The organism is Sinorhizobium sp. CB7 (assembly GCF_041357635.1).
In the GTDB taxonomy this organism is placed as follows: domain Bacteria; phylum Pseudomonadota; class Alphaproteobacteria; order Rhizobiales; family Rhizobiaceae; genus Rhizobium.
In genome coordinates, this window is the sequence record NZ_JAULLL010000005.1 from 272,896 (window position 1) to 294,483 (window position 21,588).

Annotated in this window: 12 protein-coding genes; 1 reads left to right on the top strand and 11 read right to left on the bottom strand. The window is 61.6% G+C overall.

Going from position 1 to position 21,588, the window contains the following annotated elements; translation table 11 throughout:
- The 8 genes from glgB to AAE029_RS12115 form a co-directional block, all read right to left on the bottom strand.
- On the bottom strand, positions 1 to 2,208 hold the full coding sequence (glgB, locus tag AAE029_RS12080; RefSeq protein WP_371073083.1) for a 1,4-alpha-glucan branching protein GlgB: 2,208 nt from the start codon (positions 2,206 to 2,208) through the stop codon (positions 1 to 3).
- The gene (locus AAE029_RS12085; protein WP_371073084.1) at positions 2,205 to 4,667 is read right to left on the bottom strand and encodes a glycogen/starch/alpha-glucan phosphorylase; all 2,463 of its coding nucleotides are present in this window, start codon (positions 4,665 to 4,667) and stop codon (positions 2,205 to 2,207) included. The genes glgB and AAE029_RS12085 overlap by 4 nt, the downstream gene beginning before the upstream one ends.
- 291 nt (positions 4,668 to 4,958) lie before the next feature.
- Positions 4,959 to 6,209: a VWA domain-containing protein gene (locus tag AAE029_RS12090; protein WP_371073085.1), complete on the bottom strand. Its 1,251-nt coding sequence runs from the start codon at positions 6,207 to 6,209 to the stop codon at positions 4,959 to 4,961.
- 112 nt (positions 6,210 to 6,321) lie between these two features.
- Complete coding sequence (locus AAE029_RS12095; protein WP_371073086.1) at positions 6,322 to 7,200, bottom strand: transglutaminase domain-containing protein; 879 nt, start codon at positions 7,198 to 7,200, stop codon at positions 6,322 to 6,324.
- A gap of 3 nt (positions 7,201 to 7,203) precedes the next feature.
- Entirely contained in the window at positions 7,204 to 9,621 is a 2,418-nt protein-coding gene (locus AAE029_RS12100) for a circularly permuted type 2 ATP-grasp protein (RefSeq protein ID WP_371073087.1), read from the bottom strand.
- Between the two features lie 88 nt (positions 9,622 to 9,709).
- The gene (locus tag AAE029_RS12105; protein WP_371073088.1) at positions 9,710 to 13,042 is read right to left on the bottom strand and encodes a DUF2126 domain-containing protein; all 3,333 of its coding nucleotides are present in this window, start codon (positions 13,040 to 13,042) and stop codon (positions 9,710 to 9,712) included.
- 117 nt (positions 13,043 to 13,159) lie between these two features.
- The gene (locus tag AAE029_RS12110) at positions 13,160 to 14,548 is read right to left on the bottom strand and encodes a sensor histidine kinase N-terminal domain-containing protein (protein ID WP_371073089.1); all 1,389 of its coding nucleotides are present in this window, start codon (positions 14,546 to 14,548) and stop codon (positions 13,160 to 13,162) included.
- Positions 14,545 to 15,222: a response regulator gene (locus AAE029_RS12115; RefSeq protein WP_371073090.1), complete on the bottom strand. Its 678-nt coding sequence runs from the start codon at positions 15,220 to 15,222 to the stop codon at positions 14,545 to 14,547. Before AAE029_RS12115 ends, AAE029_RS12110 begins: the two co-directional genes overlap by 4 nt.
- A 257-nt stretch (positions 15,223 to 15,479) precedes the next feature.
- Here AAE029_RS12115 and AAE029_RS12120 point away from each other — a divergent pair, with 257 nt between their 5' ends.
- A complete protein-coding gene (locus tag AAE029_RS12120) occupies positions 15,480 to 17,651 on the top strand; it encodes a CHASE2 domain-containing protein (protein ID WP_371073091.1) in 2,172 nt (723 codons plus the stop codon).
- Positions 17,652 to 17,803: 152 nt separating this feature from the next.
- On the opposite strand, the gene AAE029_RS12125 is transcribed toward AAE029_RS12120, so the two are convergent.
- The 3 genes from AAE029_RS12125 to AAE029_RS12135 all read right to left on the bottom strand — a co-directional run bounded on the left by AAE029_RS12125 (position 17,804) and on the right by AAE029_RS12135 (position 21,562).
- Positions 17,804 to 18,952 carry a FecR domain-containing protein gene (locus AAE029_RS12125; RefSeq protein ID WP_371073092.1) on the bottom strand — a complete coding sequence of 383 codons (1,149 nt, stop codon included), beginning with the start codon at positions 18,950 to 18,952 and terminating at the stop codon, positions 17,804 to 17,806.
- A 147-nt stretch (positions 18,953 to 19,099) separates the two neighbouring features.
- Entirely contained in the window at positions 19,100 to 19,570 is a 471-nt protein-coding gene (locus AAE029_RS12130; protein ID WP_371073093.1) for an SRPBCC family protein, read from the bottom strand.
- Between the two features lie 36 nt (positions 19,571 to 19,606).
- Positions 19,607 to 21,562, bottom strand: coding sequence for an elongation factor G (locus AAE029_RS12135; protein ID WP_371073094.1), 1,956 nt, complete (start codon positions 21,560 to 21,562; stop codon positions 19,607 to 19,609).
- Positions 21,563 to 21,588: the final 26 nt, after the last annotated feature.

Genomic DNA, 21,588 nt, shown 5'->3' on the forward strand with positions numbered 1-21,588 from the left:
TTAGAACTCCGGTTCCAGCATGATCGTGGCAAGCGGCGGCAACGTTATCGTCGCTGCGATTTTACCCCCTGCATTCACCGCCTGTACGCGTCCGCCGTTGCCCTTGCCGCTGCCGCCATAGATGTCTGCGTCGGTATTGAGTATCTCGCGCCAGCGGCCCTCAAAGGGCAGCCGGAGCGAATAATCATCACGATAGACGGGTGTGAAATTGGTGATCACGGCAACCGGCTTCTGGTCCGGTGCCTTGCGCAGCCAGGCAAAGACGGAGTTTTCGTAATCGTCGACGACGAGCCATTCGAAGCCTTCGCCTTCGCAGTCGAGCGCGTGCAGCGCCGGCTTGCTGCGGTAGGTGAAGTTGAGATCGCGCACGAGCCGGCGCATGCCCTCATGCATTCGATACTGCAGCAGGTTCCAGTCCAGCGACCTGGACTCGCTCCATTCGCTCCATTGGGCGAATTCCTGGCCCATGAAGAGCAGCTTCTTGCCGGGATAGCCCCACATGAAGGCGTAATAGGCACGCAGATTGGCGAATTTCTGCCAATCGTCGCCAGCCATCTTGGCAATCAGCGATCCCTTGCCGTGGACAACCTCGTCATGGGAGAGCGGCAGGACGAAATTTTCCGCGAAGGCATAGATCAGCCCGAAGGTGATCTCGTTGTGATGATGCTTGCGATGCACGGGATCACGCTTGAGATAACTCAGCGTGTCGTGCATGAAACCCATGTTCCACTTGAAGCCGAAGCCGAGACCGCCCTCATGGACCGGATGCGAGACCTTCGGCCAGGATGTCGATTCCTCGGCGAAGGTCATGACCTCCTTGTGGATACCGTACAGACGGGTATTCACCGCCTGCAGGAAACGAACCGCCTCGAGGTTTTCATTGCCGCCATATTCATTGGCGACCCATTCGCCGTGCTTGCGGGAATAATCGAGATAGAGCATCGAGGCGACGGCGTCGACGCGCAATCCGTCGAGGTGGTATTTCTCAGCCCAATAGAGCGCATTGTTAAGGAGATAGGAGAGGACCTCGGTGCGGCCGAAGTTGTAGATCGCCGTGTTCCAGTCTGGATGGAAACCCTTGCGCGGATCCTCGTGCTCATAAAGTGCCGTGCCGTCGAACCAGCGCAGCCCGTGTTCGTCGGTCGGGAAATGGGCCGGCACCCAGTCGAGAATGACGCCGATCCCGACCTTATGGCAGCCATTCACGAAGCGGGCGAAGCCCTCCGGCTCGCCGAAACGAGCCGTCGGCGCGTAGAGACCCGTCGTCTGGTAGCCCCAGGAGGGGTCATAGGGATGCTCGGTGATCGGCAGGAATTCGATATGGGTGAACCCCATGTCGACGCAATAGGGGATGAGGCGCGAGGCGAGCTCGTCCCAGCTCAGCATCGATCCGTCATCGCGGCGCTGCCAGGAGCCCGCATGGACCTCGTAGATCGAGATGGGCTGGCGGCGCTTATCGGCTTCCGACCAGTGTTTCCGGTGCTCCTCGTCCTCCCAATCGGGCAGGAGTTCGGCTGCCGTCACGGAGGCGGTCTTCGGGCGCAGTTCGCTGCGGCGGGCGAAGGGGTCGGCCTTCAACGGCAGGAGTATGCCGTCGTGGCCGCGGATTTCATATTTATAGGGCGTCCCGACCGGGACATCAGGCGCGAAGATTTCCCAGATCCCGGAATCGGTCCGGAAGCGCATCGAATGACGCCGACCGTCCCAGTTGTTGAAATCGCCGACAATGGAAACACGCTGCGCATTCGGTGCCCAGACGGCGAAGTGAAAGCCTTGGGCGCCTTCGTGCTTGATCGGATGCGCACCCATCTTGTCGAACAGGCGCAGATGAGAGCCCTCGCGGGCGTAGTAGTCATCCATCGGTCCGAGCACCGGACCGAAGCTGTAGGGATCGGTCACCGCCCATTCGGCGTCGCCGCGACGGGCACGATAGCGCAGCGGTTGGCGCCTGCTGATCGAGATGGGGCCGGCAAAGAAACCCTCGGGATCAAGCAATTCAAGTTCGCCCACAAGCGTTCCATCAAGCGTCAGCGCGGTGACCGCTTCGGCTCCGGGGATGAAGCAGCGGGCAACGAATCCCTCGGAAGCCTCGTGGACCCCAAGAACGGCAAAGGGATCGGAATGCGAGCCATTCAGAATTGCCGCAATTTCGTCTGCCGAAATTTCCCCTGAAGGGGCGCCTTCAGTGGCTGACTTCGGCTTTTTCATCCGGCTCTCCAGATTTCGTCGGCATATTGCCGGATGGTGCGGTCGGAGGAGAACCAACCCATTCTGGCCGTGTTGCAGATCGTCTTCGCATACCAGGAGGATTGATTGGTCCAGAGCTCGTCGACCCTGCGTTGGGCCTGTGCATAGGCATCGAAATCGCCGGCGACCATGAACCAGTCATGGCTGTAGATGCCTTCGATGAGATCCGCGTAGCGGTTACGATCGTCGGGCGAGAAGACGCCGGAGCCGATCGCGGCAAGCGCCTGCGACAGTTCACGAGAGCCTTCGATGATGGCGCGCGGATTGTGACCATCGCTGCGGGCCTTGGCGACTTCATCCGCTCGAAGGCCGAAAATGACGATGTTTTCTTCGCCAACCCAGTCCCGCATTTCCACGTTCGCGCCATCGAGCGTGCCGATCGTGAGCGCGCCGTTGAGTGCGAATTTCATGTTGCCGGTGCCGGACGCTTCCATGCCAGCCGTCGAGATCTGTTCGGAAAGATCGGCCGCGGGCACCATCATCTCGGCGAGTGAGACGTTGTAGTTCGGTACGAAGACCACCTTCAGGAGACCGCGTACGGATGGGTCGTGATTGATGGTTCGGGCGACATCATTGATCAGTTTGATGATCAGCTTGGCGTTGTGATAGCTCGGTGCCGCCTTGCCTGCGAAGAGCTTTACGCGCGGCACCCAGTCCAGTTCCGGATGGGAGCGTATCTGATCATAGAGTGCGACAGCCTCGATGATATTCAGGAGTTGGCGCTTGTATTCGTGGATGCGCTTGATCTGGATATCGAACATTGCCGATGGATCGAGCTTCACACCCATGCGGCTTGCCACGAGATTGGAAAGCGCCACCTTGTTCGCCCGCTTCACCGCAGCGAATTTCTGCTGGAACGCCGGATCGGTCGCATGTAGGTCAAGTGGCTTCAGCGCTTCGGCATTGTCGAGGAACTCGTCGCCGATCGTCTCGCGAATGAGGCTGGTGAGGCCGGGATTGCACTGCATCAGCCAGCGGCGCGGCGTGATACCGTTGGTCTTGTTGTTGATGCGATCAGGATAAAGCTTGTGCAGGTCGGCAAAGACGGTGACCTTCATCAGATCCGTGTGGAGCGCCGAGACACCGTTGATCGAATGGGAGCCGACAAAGGCAAGATTGCCCATGCGCACGCGCCGCTCACCGCTTTCGTCGATCAGCGAGATCGATCGGATTTCAGTATCCGAGAAGCTCCGCTCGCGGCGCGCTTCGACCAGGATCTTGGCGTTGATCGCATAGATGATCTGCATATGGCGTGGCAGCAGGCGCTCGAAAAGCGGCACCGGCCAGCTCTCCAGCGCTTCCGGCAGGAGCGTGTGGTTGGTGTAGGAGAAGGTCCGGCGGGTGATGTCCCAGGCCTGATCGAAATCCAGCCCGTGGACATCGCAGAGAAGGCGCGTCAATTCGGCGACGGAAACAGCCGGATGGGTATCGTTGAGCTGGATGGCGACCTTGTCCGGCAGCGAGGTGAAATCTTCATATTGCTGCAGGTGGCGGCGCAGGATGTCCTGCAGTGAGGCCGAGGAGAAGAAATATTCCTGGCGCAGCCGCAGCTCCTGGCCGGCCGGCGTGGCATCGGCCGGGTAGAGCACGCGGGTCAGGCTTTCAGCCTTGTTGCTCTCGCGCAGCGCGCCGATATGGTCGCCTGCGTTGAAAGCCGCAAGCAGGATCGGGTCGATCGGCTGGGCCGACCAAAGCCGCAGGGTATTGACGCGCTTGCCGCGCCAGCCGACCACGGGCGTGTCGAAGGCGGCGGCGATGACGCGCTCGGCGGGCTTCCAGACATAGCGCGGCTGCTCGTCATGGGCGGTTACGAACTCGACCGAGCCGCCGAAGCCGATTTCATAGGCGCTTTCCCGGCGCTCGAATTCCCAGGGATTGCCATGGGCGAGCCAGGTCTCTGGCAGCTCGACCTGCCAGCCGTCCGCCATCTGCTGGCGGAAGAGGCCGTGGACATAGCGAATGCCGTAGCCGTAGGCCGGAACGTCGACCGTCGCCATCGATTCCATGAAGCAGGCGGCGAGGCGTCCAAGGCCGCCATTACCGAGCGCGGCATCCGGCTCCAGTCCGGCGATGACGTTGATATCGACGCCGAGCGATCCTAGAGCATCCCTGACCTCTTCCATCAGGCCGAGGTTGGAGACGGCATCGCGCATCAGCCGGCCGATAAGGAATTCGAGCGACATGTAATAGACGCGCTTGGCGCCGGTCTCGTAAACCTTGCGCGTCGACTCCATCCATTTGTCGATGATGCGGTCGCGAATGACCAGGATCGTGGCCGTCAGCCAGTCGTGCGGCTTGGCCACCTTGGCGTCCTTGCCGATGCGGTAGGTCAGACGTTCGATAATTTCTTCCGCCAGGATTTCCGGTCTGGAACTGCGGGGCGCGGGGGCGGGAATATTCGGCTTCGAAAGAGTGTTCATGGTCAAGATCTCGCCAATTTTGCTTTCGTGTCAGTATGTTGCGACTTCTTCAATCGACTTGGCACGCGGAGCCGTATCGTCAGTTTATGCACCGTTATGACGCACTTGCAACAAGGGATTTGGACTAGCAAAAATAATAGCAGGACCTGGCCTTCGGCCATGTGAAAGGACTTGATTTCAATCGCCATTCCCGCTCTGATGCCGGGATTGCTATAAACGAAAAGCCGCTTCGGTTTGTTCCGAAACGGCTTTTTGTTGCAGCAGTTGCGTGATTTAGCAGCAGCGCGAGAATTATTGAGTCAGGCGAATGGTCTGCTGCGCGGCCTTCTGGCCGATGGATTTGAAGGCGGAAATGAGTGCCGCCATGTCGTCAGCTTCGTAGTAATTCGCGGCATTGTCTGCGCATTTGCGCAGAAGATCCTGTCCTTCTTGCGGAGCCATGAAGGCTACCGAATAGATGGTGATCCCTGCATCTCTCGCGCTCTTGCATGTCTTGAGCGTCGCCGTGTCCAGATCCGGTCGATGGGAAGCGCTGTTGCCGGTATTTTTGCCGTCAGTCATGAAGACGATATACTTGTCGAATTTACCGTTCCCCTTGCCTTCCTGCGCGATCTTCTCGGAGGGATCGGTCAATTTCGCATAGGCAGTGCTCATCGCGTTACTGGAGTCCGTTCCCCCAGTCGGCAGGTCGGGCAGAGCTTGAACGTAACTTTTTGCGCCTGCCGTTCCCCAGTCCAGATTTTTCGGCGACTGCATCTCATGCGTATAGGAAACCGCCCCGGTTCTTACCAAGTAGTTGGTGGTATTGGCTGCATCAAGTTGGGCGAACAGGCTTCCCGCTGCAGCTTTGAGAGCTTCGATTTTTTTTATGTAGCACGGCGTGCTCGACGCGAGCTTAGGATATTTGCTCCAGTTTTCTTCGGTATAGTTCGGGCAACTTGTTTCCCTGCCCCGCGAGTCGAGCTTTTTCTCGTCGGTAATCCAGGACATCGATCCGGAGCGGTCCAGCACGAGATACATCGACAGGGCATTCTGCATCGACTCCGAGCCTTGCCCATTGTCGCTCAGAGTTCCGCTCCTCGAGGCGATGTCGACGGTGTTGTAGCCGAAAACTCGCAGGAAGGGGCTGACCTGCATCGGATAGGATGCATTGACCGTAATCGAATAGGTCTTTCCGTTGGTGCCAGTTGTGGTCGTCTTGATGTCGACGGATGTCGCATCGCGAATGGAGCTCGCGGCGGCCTCGTTACCGCTCAAATAGTTCGCCATCTGGCCAGCGACGAAGTCCTTGGCGAGTGCCTGCGCCTCGGTTGTATTTGCCACCTTGCCGGATGCCAGCGCACTGGCGGCGGCGAGAGCGGCGGCATCGGAGGCTTCCTGTAACTGACGCTGCGACATGGCGATGTTGGCAAGGTCGATGGCGACGCCGCCGGCTCCGAGTGCGACCGGCAGGAGCAGAGCGGTTATGATGCCGAAATTGCCGCCGCGGTCGCGCAGCAGACGGAATAGGTTGAGATCCTTGGCCAGTTGCGTGTTCATCATGTTCACCTGGAAGCGAGAGTATTCGGTGAACAAATGCCGGAAAATCCTTAAGCTTCCGGTGTCCTGCGCTGCTAAAATTCTAGTGAAAAGCCGCTTCTTTCCAGTTTTGGGATCATTTCAGCGGGATGACATCGACCGCCTGAACGGTCCTGTGGCCGCCATAGCTCTTCAGCACCCCGATGACGGGCGCGACATCGGAATAATCCCGGCCGTAGGCGACGACGATGTGATCCGTCCCGGCGGGGATATTGTTGGTCGGATCGAGCTCGATCCATCCTGCCATCTCACCGCACCAGACACGCACCCAGGCATGCATGGCGTCGGCGCCCTCGAGGCGTTCCTTGCCCGGCGGCGGGATCGTCCTGATGAAGCCGCTGACATAGCCCGCGGGAATGCCAAGGCTGCGCAGTGCAACGATCATCACGTGAACGAAATCTTGGCAGACGCCGCGTTTCAGCTGAAAGGCCTCCAGCGGCGTGGTGTCGACGGCCGTAGCCTCGCCATCATACGTGAAGTCGCGATGGATGCGGGCGCAGATGGCATGGGCGATCTGCATCACCGTCATCGCCGGCGCTACCGATTGGCGGGCATAGTCGGCGATCTCGCGGTTCTGACCGAGACGCGGGCTGTCGCCGAGGAAATGATGCGGCGAATCCGGGGCAATCGACCAGATGCCGGCGATCTCGTCCGGCAGGCGCGAAAGAAGCGGCGAGAAATCCGCCGTGATCGGTTGGCTTTCCACTTGCACGCGCGCCTGCATGCGGATGTCGAGCGTCTCATGGGGCGTGCGCAGCAGGAAGGATGTCGCCGGATGCCGGAAGAAATCGGTGAAATTCGCCTGCTCGTCGGGCGATGGCGACACCGTGATCGAACCCGCGATCAGCCGCTGCCGATCGGCGAGCGACAGCGGCAGGACACGCATGACGTGGCGCGCACCGGAGGCCGGCGTGTCGTAGATGTAGCCCATGTGAAGCGAGAGATCGTAGAGCATCGTCTATCCGAGATAGGTCTGGGCGAGGAGGTCGGAGAGATTTTCCAGCTCGCGCTCCAGTCGATGATAGATTTCCCGGCTCATGCCTTCCGGCGTCATCACGGCAAGCCCGGAATGCAGGCGCATGGCCTCGCGATAGAAGGGTGACATCTGGCCGTTGACGAAGGCGTTCGGCAATTGCTCCACTTCGCGATGAATCTCGTTCATCTGGAACAGGATCGAACGCGGATTGAGCGGATCGAGCGCAAGCAGGTCGGTGACGGTCAGTCGCGCGGTATTGACGTTGTAGCGGCGGCGATGGGTCATGACGCTGTCGCCGATCTCGAGCAGCATATCGAGGGCGCCGTCCGGGGCGTCCGGACCGGACATCTGGCCAAGTAGCCGGGTCATGTGCAGGCCGCGTTCGATGTGCCGGCCGAGCGAGAGGAAACGCCAGCCGGTGAAGCGGTACATGTTCTCGTGAACGAGGCCAGCAAAGCCCGCAAGCTTGCGCAGCAGGATCGTCATCGCATGGCTGGCATCGTCGCCGGACGTCACGGCTTCGTGGAAGCGCCGCGCCGTCTTGGCAAGGTCGTTCAGCGCCAGCCAGCCATCCGGAGAGAACCGATCGCGGATGTTGCTGGCGGAATAGACGGCGCTGTCGATGTTGCGCAGCAGCGTTTCCGGAACCGGCTCGGCCGTGTCGATGTCGACGGCAGCGAGGTAACGGGTGAATTCGGCAAGAAGCGGCTGGCTCGGATCGGCGGCCTCCGCGTAGCGGCCATGCCAGGCGCGCAGGATACGCAGCGCCCCTTCGGCACGTTCGATATAGCGGCCGAGCCAGAACAGATTGTCGGCTGCGCGGCTCGGCAGGCTGCCCGGCATGTTGCGGGTGAAGGTTTCCTCGGCGGGCAGCAGCGTGTGGCGCTCCACCGGCCTGTCGCTGACGATCCAGACGTCGGCTGCCGAACCGCCGGCCTGCATGGCGATGGCAGCGACATCGTCACCGCTGCCGATGCGGGCAAAGCCCCCCGGCATGATCTGCCAGCCGTTATGGGTGCGGGCGGCGAAGACACGCAGGCTCATCGGTCTCGGACGGAGCTTTCCGTCGATCCAGGCGGGTGTCGTCGAAAGTGTGACGACCTCCTGGCCGACGAGTTTCTGCCCATCGGTCGCAAGCCATTCCGAGATCGAGTCGCGGGCGGTGGAACGCAGCGTCGTGCCGAGCACGGATTCTCCGTTGTCGTCAAAGAAGGGGGCGCGGGAATAGGCTGGCCCGATCACCATCTTCTCGATGTTGCGGGCGACGTGTTCGCGCTCGTCCTTCTGGCCGCACCACCAGGTCGCGATCGACGGCAGACGCAGATCCTCGCCAAGCAATTGCCGGCAGATGGCCGGCATGAAGGCGAGCAGCGCGCGGGTTTCAAGGATGCCGGTGCCGAGCGCGTTGACGATGGTGACGGACTGGGCGCGCAGGGCCTCGACCAGACCGGGTGTGCCGATATGCGAATTCTGGTTGAGTTCGAGCGGATCGGCATAGGCCGAGTCGAGACGGCGCCACAGAACGCTAATGGGCTTCAGGCCGGCGACGGTGCGCACCATGACGCGACCGTTGACGACGGCAAGATCCTCGCCTTCGAGCAGCATAAAGCCGAGATAGCGGGCGATATAGGCATGTTCGTAGTAGGTCTCGTTGGCAGGCCCCGGTGTCAGCACCGCGATGCGATCGTCGCCGATATGCTTCATGCCCTGCAGCGCATCGCGGAAGGCGCCGAAAAAGGAGGCGAGCCGGTGGACGGGCGTCTCGGCATAGATGTCGGAAAAGGCCCTGGTCGTCGCCACGCGATTTTCGAGCGCGAATCCGGCGCCGGAGGGGGCCTGCGTGCGGTCTGCGAGCACCCACCAGTTGCCGTCCGGACCGCGGCCGATCTCGAAGGCGCAGAAGTGCAGATAATGACCTCCTGCCGGTTTGAGGCCGACCAGCGGGCGCTGGAATTCAGGGTTGGCGGCAATGAGGGAAGGCGGCAGACGGCCTTCCGCGACGAGACGATTGTCGCCATAGACATCAGCGACGATGGCTTCGAGAACATTGGCGCGCTGGACGAGACCGGCTGAAAGCGCCTGCCATTCGCGCTCGTCGATCAGGACGGGAATGTGTGAGATCGGCCATTCGCGCGTGTCGGTGCGCTTGCCGCCATAGGCTCGATAAAAGACGCCTGCATCGCGCAGATAGCGGTCGGCGCGGGCAAAGCGCTCGGCAAGCTCCCCCGCCGGCAATTCGCTCAGCGCGGCGAGGAATTTCTGCCAGGCCGGCCGCACGGCGCCCTTGTTGTCCACCATTTCGTCGGCGACGCCGGGTAGCGCGGAATAGCCGAAGGCCGCATCGTTTCCGATGCCGGTCCTCTTTTCACTCCTTCGCTCGGTCGCGGGTTTCTTGCCCATCAATATCTAAATCCCAATCCGGGCGGAGCCCGGTTGTTTCGTGCATGTCGTTGCCGCAAAACCGCTGCACACTTTTGCGCGACATGCATTAAACTCCCGAAGGGCGCCGCAAATCCAGCGTCAGCGGAAATTCCGGTGAACCCGTCTCGGCGCGCGGAATATAGCCGCCGGCCGTATGCCCCCAAGGCTCGAATCGCGCAAGCCGCCGCGCTTCCGCCTCGTTGCCGTTGACCGGGAAAGTGTCATAGTTGCGCCCGCCCGGGTGGGCAACATGGTAGATGCAGCCGCCAATCGAACGCTTCGACCATGTATCATAAATATCAAATGTCAAAGGCGTGTTGACTGGCAGCACCGGATGCAGGCCGGCTGCCGGTTGCCATGCCTTGAAGCGAACGCCGGCGACGGAAACACCTGAGGTGCCGGTCGGCGTCAGCGGTACTGTCCGGCCATTGCAGCTCACCGTGTAGCGCGATGCATTGTTCGTCTCCATCCGCACCTGCAGGCGCTCGACGGAGGAATCGACGTAGCGCACCGTGCCGCCGATCACGCCTTCCTCGCCCAGCACGTGCCAGGGCTCCAGCGCCTGGCGCAGCTCCAGCCTGTTGCCCTCGTATTCGACCTCGCCGCAGAAGGGGAAGCGGAATTCGAGCTGGGCCGCGAACCATTCGGGCTTCAGATCGAAGCCGTTCCGGCGGAGATCGTCGAGGACGTCGAGGAAATCCTGCCAGACGAAATGCGGCAGCATGAAGCGGTCGTGCAGGCTTGTACCCCAGCGCACGAATTTGCCATCTATGGGATCTTTCCAGAATCTAGCGATCAGCGCCCGAACCAGCAGCTGCTGCGCGAGGCTCATGCGGGCATCGGGCGGCATTTCGAAGCCGCGGAATTCGATGAGGCCGAGGCGGCCGGTCGGGCCATCAGGCGAGAAGAGCTTGTCGATGCAGATTTCGGCACGGTGGGTGTTGCCGGTGACATCGATCAGGAGATTGCGCAGCAGCCGGTCGACCAGCCAGGGCAGGGGCTGGACGCCGCGGCCGGCCTCGGGGATCTGGGCGAGCGCGATCTCCAGTTCGTAGAGACTGTCGTGACGGGCTTCGTCGATGCGCGGTGCCTGGCTGGTCGGTCCGATGAAGAGGCCCGAGAAGAGATAGGAGAGCGAAGGGTGGCGCTGCCAGTGCAGGATCAGGCTCTTCAGCAGGTCCGGACGGCGCAGGAACGGGCTATCCATGGTGTTGCGGCCGCCGACAACGACATGATTGCCGCCGCCGGTGCCGGTATGGCGACCGTCGATCATGAATTTATCGGCGCCGAGCCGGCTCTGGCGGGCCTCCTCATAGAGAGCGGTGGTGATCTCGACGGCTTCCCCCCAGCTTGCGGCCGGATGCACGTTGACTTCGATCACGCCGGGATCCGGAGCGACGCGGATGACGTTGATGCGCTCGTCCTGTGGCGGCGGATAGCCTTCGATGTGAACGGGAAGGCCAAGAGTGACGGCGGCGCGTTCAACCGAGGCGATGAGGTCGAGATAGTCCTCGATGCTGACCGTCGGCGGCATGAAGACGCAGAGGCGGCCATCGCGCGTCTCGACGCTCATGGCCGTTCTGACATAGCCGTCGATCTCGTCGGTCGATTGCGGCATCACCGGCTGCCGGCCTGTAACGGGCTGGAAATGCACGGCCTGCAGGGGCCGCCCTCTCTCTTCCCGGTCGTCGGGCCGGTAATCGGGCAGGGCTTCTCGCGGAACCGTCGGGTCTACCGGATTGATGTAGGGATATTGCGCCGGGGCGATCCACGCCAGAGCCTTGAGCGGCAGGCGATAGCCCGCGGGGCTGTCGCCTGGGACGAGCAAGATCCGGCCGCGGCGGGTACGCCACTTCTCGCTGATCCAGCGACGCCCGCCGGCGCGCGAGTTCCAGGGCTGCACCGGCAGAACATAGCCCGTCGGCCGGGTCAGGCCACGCTCGAAGACGCGGGCCATGCGGCTGCGCTCTTCGGGATCCTCCAGTTTCGAATTCGACGGGTCGACATTTTCCGGCAGGTTCGCCTCCTTGACCAGCCATTCGGCAGGATCCTCGAAGGCGGGGGTGACGTAATCCGCTGCAAGATCCAGCTCGCCTGCGATCGCGGTCAGCAGGCGGCAGGCATCATCCTCGGTGATATCGTAGCTGCGGCCTTCCTCGGCGACCAGCGTCGCGTCGGACCAGATTGGAAGGCCGTCCTTGCGCCAATAGAGCGAGAAGGTCCAGCGCGGCAGGCTCTCGCCGGGATACCATTTGCCCTGGCCATAATGCAGGAAACCGTTCGGGGCGAAACGTTCCCTGAGACGGCGTATCAGCGTATCGGCCTTATCTCGCTTCGTCGGGCCGACGGCGGCGGTATTCCATTCGTCGGACTCGAAATCGTCGATCGAGACGAAGGTCGGCTCGCCGCCCATGGTGAGGCGCACATCGCCCGCCTTGAGGATGCGGTCGATCTCTTCGCCGAGCGCATTCAGCTCTTCCCAGGAGTCGTCGGAGAAAGGTTTCGTAATGCGCGGATGCTCGGCGACGCGGGCAACCTTCATGTCGAAGGCGAATTCGGTCTTCGCTTCGCCGTAGAAGTCGCCGGAGATCGGCGCGGCATTGCGATAGTGCGGCGTGGCGGCGAGCGGGATATGGCTCTCTCCGGTCAGTAGTCCCGAGGTCGGATCGAGGCCGACCCAGCCGGCGCCCGGAAGATAGACTTCCGCCCAGGCGTGCAGGTCGGTGAAATCGAATTCGGTCCCCGACGGGCCGTCGAGCGCCTTCAGATCGGGCGTCAACTGGATCAAATAGCCGGAGACGAAGCGGGCGGCGAGCCCGAGATGGCGAAGAATCTGAACGAGCAGCCAGCTCGTGTCGCGGCAGGAACCCTTGGCGGCTTCCAGCGTCTCTTCCGGTGTCTGGACGCCGGTCTCCATGCGGATGACATAACCGATCTGCCGCTGCAGGCGCATGTTCAGGCCGACGATCATGTCGACGGTCGGCTGTTCGGAACGGTCGAGCGTTTCGAGGAAGGCCTTGAGGCGCGGCCCAGGCTCCTCCGGCACCATGTAGATGGAGAGATCTTCGCGGATCGTTTCCGGATAGTCGAAAGGCCATCTGGTCGCCTCTTCCTCGACGAAGAAGTCGAAGGGGTTGTAGACCGTCATATCGGCGACGAGATCGACCTCGATCCGGAATTCCGTCACCGGGTCCGGGAAAACGAAACGGGCGAGGTAATTGCCGTAGGGATCCTGTTGCAGGTTCACGAAATGGTTGGAAGGCGTGACCTTCAGCGAATGGCTGAGGACCCTCGTCTTCGAATGCGGCGCCGGTTTCAGGCGGATGATCTGTGGGCCGAGGCGGACCGGATTGTCATATTTGTAGTGCGTCAGATGATAGATGCTGGCTTTGATCGACATGTTTGCTTTTGCTTTGTTTTTTGCCGAGCTCGCATATTCGTGCGGCTTGTTGCTGTTCCCAGCCGCGATAGTGTGCAATGCAGCGAAAGAAAGCAAGGCTGAAAGGCCGGCGCGTTTTCAGGCCTGGACAGCCCTCGCGAAAGTGACGGAGGCTTTCAGTCCCTTGCCGCCGCTGCCCGGCGCAAGCGTCAGTCGCGCATTGAAAAGATTGGCGATTTCTTCGACGATCGGCAGGCCGAGGCCGGCGCCCGGCGCACCGGAATCATTGCCCCGCAAGAAGCGCCCGCGCACGATCTGAAGCTTTTCCTCGGGAATGCCGGGACCGTTGTCCTCGACCTCGAGACGGATCGCATCCGGCGCATGCACGATGCGGACGGTGACCTCGGCGCCCTTGCCGGCATAGGCGATGGCGTTGCCGATCAGATTGCGGAGAAGCTCGCCGATCAGCAGCGGTTCGGCGCGAACAGGTGCGGCGCTTTCCGCCTCGAAGCCGAGGTCGATGCCCGCTTCGGCAGCCGCGGGAATCTGCTCGCCGGTGATCTCCTGGGCGATGGTTGCGAGGTCGATCGCAGAAGCGGTCAACGCTTCCCTTGATGTTGCGGCGTCGATCTTCGCCATCAGGAGAAGCTGGGCCAGGATGCGTTCGGCGTGGGCGACGGCCTGATCGCCCTTGACGGCGGATTCCTGCGCTTCGGCAAGCGTTGCGGCACGGGTGGAAAGGGCAAGTTGCGTGCGGATGATCGCAAGCGGCGTGCGCAACTGGTGACTGGCATTGCCGGTGAAGTTCCGGAGCGCATCGAGGGCCGATTGCAGGCGCACCATGAAGCCGTTGATCGTATCGACGAGCGGTTGGACCTCGCTCGGCACCGCCTGCTCGATCGGATGCAGATCGTCCGGGCTGCGCTCGGCAATGGCATCGCCGAGCCGATAGAGGGGGCGAAGCGCCACGGTGACGGCGATCCAGACAATGAGGGCGGCGCCCGCAATCATGATGGAAAGGCGCAAAGCGGAGCGGAAGAGGATCGCCCGGGCGAGCTGCCTTCTGGCGATGGTGGTCTCCGCAACGGTGACCACGAAGGGCACGGAGCGAATGCCGGTGGAGGCCGAGCGTCCCAGAGTGGCGATGCGGATCGGCTCGCCGCGGAAGCTGCCGTCGGCGAAGGAAGCGGCGTCGCCGCGGGTTACCTGAAGCACAGGCAGAGCCTGATAGCCGGTAATGAACTGGCCCGGCGGACCATCGACGCGGTAGAAGACGCGGTCCTGTGCGGCCGATGTCAGCATTTCCAGGGCGACATAGGGGATGTCGACTTCGAGCGAGCCATCCTCGGCGACGACGACGCGCTCAGCGATCGCCAGAGCCGAGCCGGCAAGCACCCGGTCCGAGACGATGTTCGATGTCTGGACCGCTTCGCGCCAGGTATCGGCGAGCGCGAGCGTGCCGATGACGGCGGTGGAGACGAGCAGCCAGAAGAGCAGCCGGCGCCGAAGCGAATAGGTGGCCTTCATGATCCCTCGGGCAGCTTGTCGAGATAATAGCCGATGCCGCGGGCGGTCTTGACCGTCAGGCCATGAGGCGAGAGGCGTTTCCTCAGACGGCTGACATATTGTTCGATGGCGTTGCTGGAGAGATCGTCGTCGAAGGCGGTCAGCGACTGCATGATTGCCTCCTTGGCGACGACCTTGCCGGCGCGCATGAAGAGGATTTCAAGCAGGCCGAGCTCGCGGGCGGGTATGTCGAGCGGTATTGCGCCGGCCGCAAAGGTCCGGGACTTCAGGTCGAGAGAGATGGCGCCGAAGCTTACGGTCGCCGAGCGTAGCCCCGCCTGGCGACGAAGCAGTACGCGGACGCGCGCCTCGAATTCGGCGATGTCGAAGGGCTTGATCAGATAGTCGTCGGCTCCAAGATCAAGTCCTTTGACGCGTTCCTCCGGCGTGCCACGGGCCGTCAGAATCAGGACGGCGGCCTGGTTCTGCCTCGCGCGCATCGTGCGCAGGACATCGAGCCCGTCCATCTCAGGCAGATTGAGATCGAGGATCACCAGATCGAAGTTCTCGGCGGCGATAACGGCATTGGCCGAGGCGCCGTCATGGACGACGTCGACGGCATGGCCGGTGCCGCGAAGGATCGCAGACAGCCCGTCGGCCAGCGCGATATTGTCTTCGACCAGAAGGATGCGCACGGATGTTTCCCCTTTTTTGCGTGAGATTACAGGGCCGGGAAAAGGAAGTCACGGCCCGGCAGGTGTGGATGAAACGGACATCGGCGAGAATTGTGTTTGGGAGGCAGATGCTGCTATCGGATCTGACGTTCCGATTGCATTAGAGACAGGAAAAATGCAGCATACCCCTCCCGGCAGGGTCAGCGGATGGGGAGGAGATTCTTCGGGCCGATCCTTGCCGTGCGGACGTTCAGCAAAAGGGATTTGGCAGTGCTTTCATGACACGCGCGCAGCTAGTTGGCGTCATTATCGGCCTGGCGATCGTAGCGGCGCTTACGATCCTGCGCGCTAGTGATCCACCGCTCCTGAAACAGGCGCGCGACGTGACCTTTGATGAGTATCAGCGTATCGCGCCGCGCACGTTCGAAAACGTGCCCGTCCGCGTCGTCGACATCGACGAGGCCTCGCTGCGCGAGTTCGGACAGTGGCCGTGGCCAAGAGATCGGATTGCCGCGATGGTCGACAGGCTTTCGGAGATGGGAGCCTCGGCGATCGCATTCGATATTCTTTTCGCGGAGCCCGATCGCCTGTCGCCCCGCAATGTCGTGCGCGACGTTGCGGGGGTCGACCCTTCGCTTCTCGAGAAGCTGCCGGACAATGACGAGATCTTTGCGCGCGCGATCGCCGACAAGCCCGTGATCCTCGGCTTCGGTCTGTCGAACGAGGGAAACTATCGCCCGCCCGTTAAGGCCGGCTTTGCTTTCACGAGTGAAAGCCCGGTCGGCGCACCGCCGCATCTCGGTGCTGCGACCCCGTTGCGGCCGCAGCTTGAGGCCAATGCCGCCGGCATCGGGCATATCAGCCTTAATCCCGGCGATCCCTCGGCGGTCGTGCGCACCGTTCCGCTTTTCCTGAGTGACGGCGAGCAGCTTTATCCCAATCTCGCGATCGAGGCGTTGCGGGTGGCGCAGGGCGCGTCCACCTATGTTCTGGCAGGCGTGACCGACGTGCCTGACACCATTACCCTGGTCAAGATCGGAGAGTTCGTCGTCCCCGTGACGGCGGCCGGCGAACTCTGGCTTTACGTGAGCCGTGACCGGGCCGAAAGATATGTTTCCGCCAGGCAGGTGCTTGCGCCCGCAGGCCCATCCGCAGAGACGCGGGCAGCCATCGAGGGCAGCATCGTCTTCGTCGGAACGTCGGCTGCCGGGTTGCAGGACATCCGCACCACCGCGCTCGGCCAGAACGTCCCCGGCGTCTCGTTGCATGCGCAGACCGTCGAGCAGATATTATCGGGCCGGTTCCTCTCCCGTCCGGACTGGGCGGACGGTTTGGAGATCCTGTCCATCGCGGTGGCGGGGAGTTTGCTCGTCCTCCTGACTACGTTCCTCACGCCGGCGATTGCGCTCGTCTGCGGGCTCATGATCACGGTGCTTGCCCTTATCGCCTCATGGCTCGCATTCCTTTACGCAGGACTTCTTTTCGATCCGCTGGCCCCGATCGTCGCCGGATCGATCACCCATTTCGCCGCGACGGCCTTCCGCTTCCTGGTGACCGATCGCGAACGCAGGGAAGTGCGGCGCGCCTTCGGCCATTACCTTTCGCCGTCGCTTCTCTATCGCATCGAGCATACACGGGACGCCCTGCGCCTCGGCGGCGATGACCGCGAATTGACGACGATGTTCGTCGACGTCAGAAACTTCACCGAGATCAGCGAACGGCTGACGCCCACGGAAGTTGTCGGTTTTCTGAACACGCTTCTCGATGCGCTGAGCCGCCATGTGATCGCGAACGAAGGAACGCTCGACAAGTTCATCGGCGATTCGATCATGGCTTTCTGGAATGCCCCGGTCGATGTCACAGACCATGGCCGCAAGGCCGTCGATGCAGCTTTAGGCATGCGCGAGACGCTTGCCCGGCTCAATGCCACGGATGCTTTCGGATTTGGCAAGGAGGAAAAGGTCGGGATTGGAATAGGCATCCATACGGGCGTCGCCTACGTCGGTAATATGGGGGCAGAGACGCGCTTCAACTATTCGGCCGTCGGCGACGCCGTCAACATAGCGGCGAGGATCGAGTCGTCCTGCAAGAATGTCGGCTTCGATATTCTTGTCTCCGAAACCACGGCCGGTCTGCTGCCGGGCTGTGCCCTGCTCGAGGCGGGAGCCTTGCCTCTCAAAGGTAAGAGCACGCGTACGAAACTCTTTGCCGTCGTCGGTGACGAGCGCCTTGCGGCATCTGCCGAATTCGCCGAACTGCAGACCATTCACCGGCGGCTCATAGAAGCGCTACGTCTGCGCTCGCCGGCGAGCCGCAAGCTCCTCAGTGCAGCAAAGCTCAGGGCTGGAGGACTGACAGCCGGTCTTTCTGAATTCTACAACCGGATTTCCCGCCGATCGGATCATTTCGCCGAGGAGCACGTGGCAAGGGACCTAGGTTCGGCCGAATAAGCATTCTCGTCGCTTGCGCTCCGCATTCGTCAAGCTCTATAGCGCCGTGCGTCTTTTCAGACGCACAAAGGTCGCTGTAGCACTTTGAATTGCTGCATGTTTTTATCCTTAAATCGGTTCCGATTTAAGGAAACATGCAGTAGGGCATTGCTCTAAGATCTATCTCTGTCGTGAGGCCCCTTGCTGTTAAAACCTCTGTCATGGCGATCCCCGTCATCGCGATCCCTGTCGCGCTGGTCCCTGTCGCGATGACCTCTGTCATGATCATCCCTGTCATGACGACCATAATGTCCGCCAGGATTGTTCGATCTGTCGGGTTTGCCGTATCCATGATCGTGTCCGGACTTGTCCGGCCTGTCGGGGTTGCCGTGGCCATGATCGTGTCCGGACTTGTCCGGCCTGTCGGGCTTGCCGTTGCCATGATCGTGTCCAGGCTTGTCGGGCCTGTCGGGCATGCCATGTCCATGATCGTGCCCGGGCTTGTCCGGCTTGCCTGGGTTTCCTGGCCTGTCGGGGTTGTTCGGCGTTTCAGGCCTGCTGGGCGGAGCTGGCGTTTCGGGCCTTGTCGGGTCGGGCTCGGTTTGCAACGTGCGCTGCCGCAGGAAGCGGTCGGGTCGATCCTGCAGGGCCGCAAGGCTGCAGCCGGACCCGAGTAGACCCAGTCCTCCTCCAAGGCGTTGGCCGCCTGCCAGAAATGGCAGCGTACGCGGGCCGCCAATGGTACTGAGGACGGTGCGGTCAACCCGGCGGGTATTCGTCATGGCGCCGTTAGGCCTAGCGACGACACAGTCGCAGCGCCGCGTCAACTGACGGCACCCACCTGGGCCGCAGAACTGCGCTGCTCCGCCGAGCAGGACAATGGCGGTGGTCCCGTCGGGGCCGACATAGAAATCGAAGGCGGTTCCGCGAACACCGATCGTCCCGGCCGGCGTCAGGATCTCGTAAGCCGAGGATCTGGAGTTCCCGCTGACCCAGCGGAAGGTTCCTTTGGCCGCCTTGATGGAGAGTTTTTGCAGGGAGTTGGAGTCATCAAAGACGAACTTGTCGATGACCACGGACGAGCCCCATCCCACCGCGAGCTTGGTGCCGTCCCTGAACAGGAACTGACCAAGTCCAGACTGAGACGTCTTGATTCTCTCGTCCCGATGGACCGGACCCTTGACCACAATCGGACCGCTTGCGCCGGTAACCTCGGTCTTGATGAGAACCGCCTGGCCGACCTGTTCGGCAGCCATTGCCGGGATCGGACCGCAAAGCGTAAGACAGAGCGCGACAATTGCGGCACGACGCAACTGCAACATCGCACCCTCCTAAATATTACAATATGCTAACATATAGGAGGGACGGGTGTCTCATCATCCTTTTTGGCTAGAGTCGAATGATTTCAGGTTGAATCCACGTGAATCTGAATCCATCCCTCAATCAAAAAATGAAAGAGGGATGTCGCATCATCCGCGGAGGAAGGCTGCGAGTTTCTCCAGCGTCGACCGGCAACCAGTCTCGTTGTCTTCCGGTCGCACGCCGCGAGGAATGTTTTCGCAGGTCATAGTGACCTTGGTGCCGTTGTCCGCCGGCTCCAGGGTCGTAGTTATGGTCATCTCGCCGGAGAAGGATGGATCCTCGGATTCGAATTCCGTCGCCCAGACGATCCGCTCATTGGGGGTCAGCTTCACAAAACGACCCTGAAACGTGTCGGTGCGTTCGGAGCTCTTGCCCTGCCACGATTGCTCGTCCTCCGGATAGATCAGGGACATCCGGAAGGCTCCTCCTTCATGCCCTTCGAAGGAATGGACGATGCCTTTCATCGAATCGGGAGGCAGCCAGACCGCAAGAGCGTCGTGGTCCAGGAACGCTCCGTAGATCGCTTCAGGGGATGCGTCGATGACCTTGGATACGACGGTACTCGTCGGCTCGCTCATGAAACCCTCCTCACGAGATCAGACCGGTGGCGTCGTTCAGCCCGCGCGTGAGCCATAGGCGCCTATGACCGCATCCGCCTCCTTGCCGTAGAGCTCCTCGAAATGGTCGAAAGATCTGGAAAAATAGCCGATCCCCTGTGTCGCCGAACGCAGCGAGCGGGCAAGCTCGTCGAAGGCGCTTCCTGGGACAAGCGCACGGAAAATGTCCCAACCCTTCGCGGTTTCGTCTCGGTCGAAACCGAGAACCTGGCCCTTCAAGGACGAAATGATCGGCACAAGGTTGCCCGAATAGACGGAGGGAATGTGGATCTCGACCCGGATGATCGGCTGCATCAGCACGGTGGATGCTTCCGAAAGCGCCTGCCGCACGCCCATTTTTCCCGCGGTCCGGAACGCGTATTCCGAACTGTCGACGGAATGATATTGGCCGTCAGTCAGCGTGACATCGACATCGATCACTGGAAAGCCGAGCGGACCTTTCTCCATCGCCTCGCGGGCGCCCGCCTCGACCGCCGGTATGAAATTGCGCGGAACGGCGCCGCCCTTGACGGTTTCGGCAAAGGAGAAACCCTCACCGCGTTCGTTGGGGCGGACGATCAGATGCACATCCGCAAACTGGCCGGCGCCGCCGGTCTGCTTGCGATGGCGATAGTGGACGTTCGCGGGCTTCGATATGGTCTCCCGGTAGATCGGGCTCGGCGATCGGTCGGTGACCTCGACACGAAAGACATCGGACAAAGTCCTGCAGAGATCACGCAGATGCAGCGGTCCCTGGGCGCAGATCAACTGAGCACCGGTTCCCTCCTCCTGCATCACCCTCAGGCCGTGATCCGTATCGGCAAGTTTCGCGAGTGTGGCCGACAGCTTGGTCTCGTCGCGCTCGCTGCCCGGCACGAGGATTCTTTCCAGCATGGGGGTCGGCGGCGTCGTCCAATCGGGTGCCGCCATGACTGCGGCGGATGTGAGCACAGACGGAATGGACAGGTGGTCCGATTTGACCGCGGCGAAGACCGACCCGGCTGCAAGCGTGCCCGAGGATGGAGATTTGCCGGTTCCGAGTTCCTGCACGGAGCCCAATCCGCCGCCCCCCAGCGAGGAGCCTTGCTTCAGTCCGTTCGCAAGCGCACGGACGAAGACAGTCTTGCCGACATTCTGGCGATGATGGGCATGAAAACTGACGGCGGCCAATGTGCCGTCGTCAACGCCCCCGGCAGCGGCGAGGCGTTTTCGAAGCGCGTCGACCGGTGGTGCCTCATGGCGGAGTGCCTTCATCACTCGCAGTATGCCATTGCTGTGGCTTGCGGAGCCGAAAAGAACCGGAATTATCCTGTTCTCCCTCAGAACCCGGGAGGAAATGGCATAGATGGCGTCGCTTGCCGGTGCACGGTCCTCGATCAGTTCCTCCAGAAGCCAATCGTCATATTCGGAAAGCTGTTCCAGCAGTTCCGACCGCGCCTCGTGTTCGCGCTCGACGGCGTTTTCGGGAAGCTCGATCAACGACGATGTCTGGCCTTCCCGATAGCGCCAGGCACGCTCCGAAATCAGGTCGCAGCTGCCGACGATCTTGTCGCCCTCACGGATCGGTATCTGCCGCAGCACAAGGGCGTGGTTGGAATAATCCTGGAGCGAAGCGATCACATCGCGCAGCCGCCCTCGCGGCTCGTCCATCCGGTTGACGAAGAGGATGCATGGTGTTTCCGAGGCTTCGATCGCCCGCAGATAGGGTGCTGCGAGCACCGCCTCTTCGGGGACCGGTGAAACACAGAGGATGCAGGCATCGCTGGCGAGCAGCGCGTCCTGTGCATGCGCCAGGGCCTCGTTGGCGCCCGGCGTGTCCAGCGCGCACCAGGCCTCGTTTCCAAACTCGAACTCAGTCAGGTTGAAACCATACGGAGAGGCCGATTTCTTCGGCACGCCTTCCAGCGAGGCCAGCTTGTCCACAAGTGTGGATTTTCCGGTCTGCGAGGGTCCAAGTACGGAAAAACAGCGCATCGGCGATCCTCCCTTTGCCATGAGCA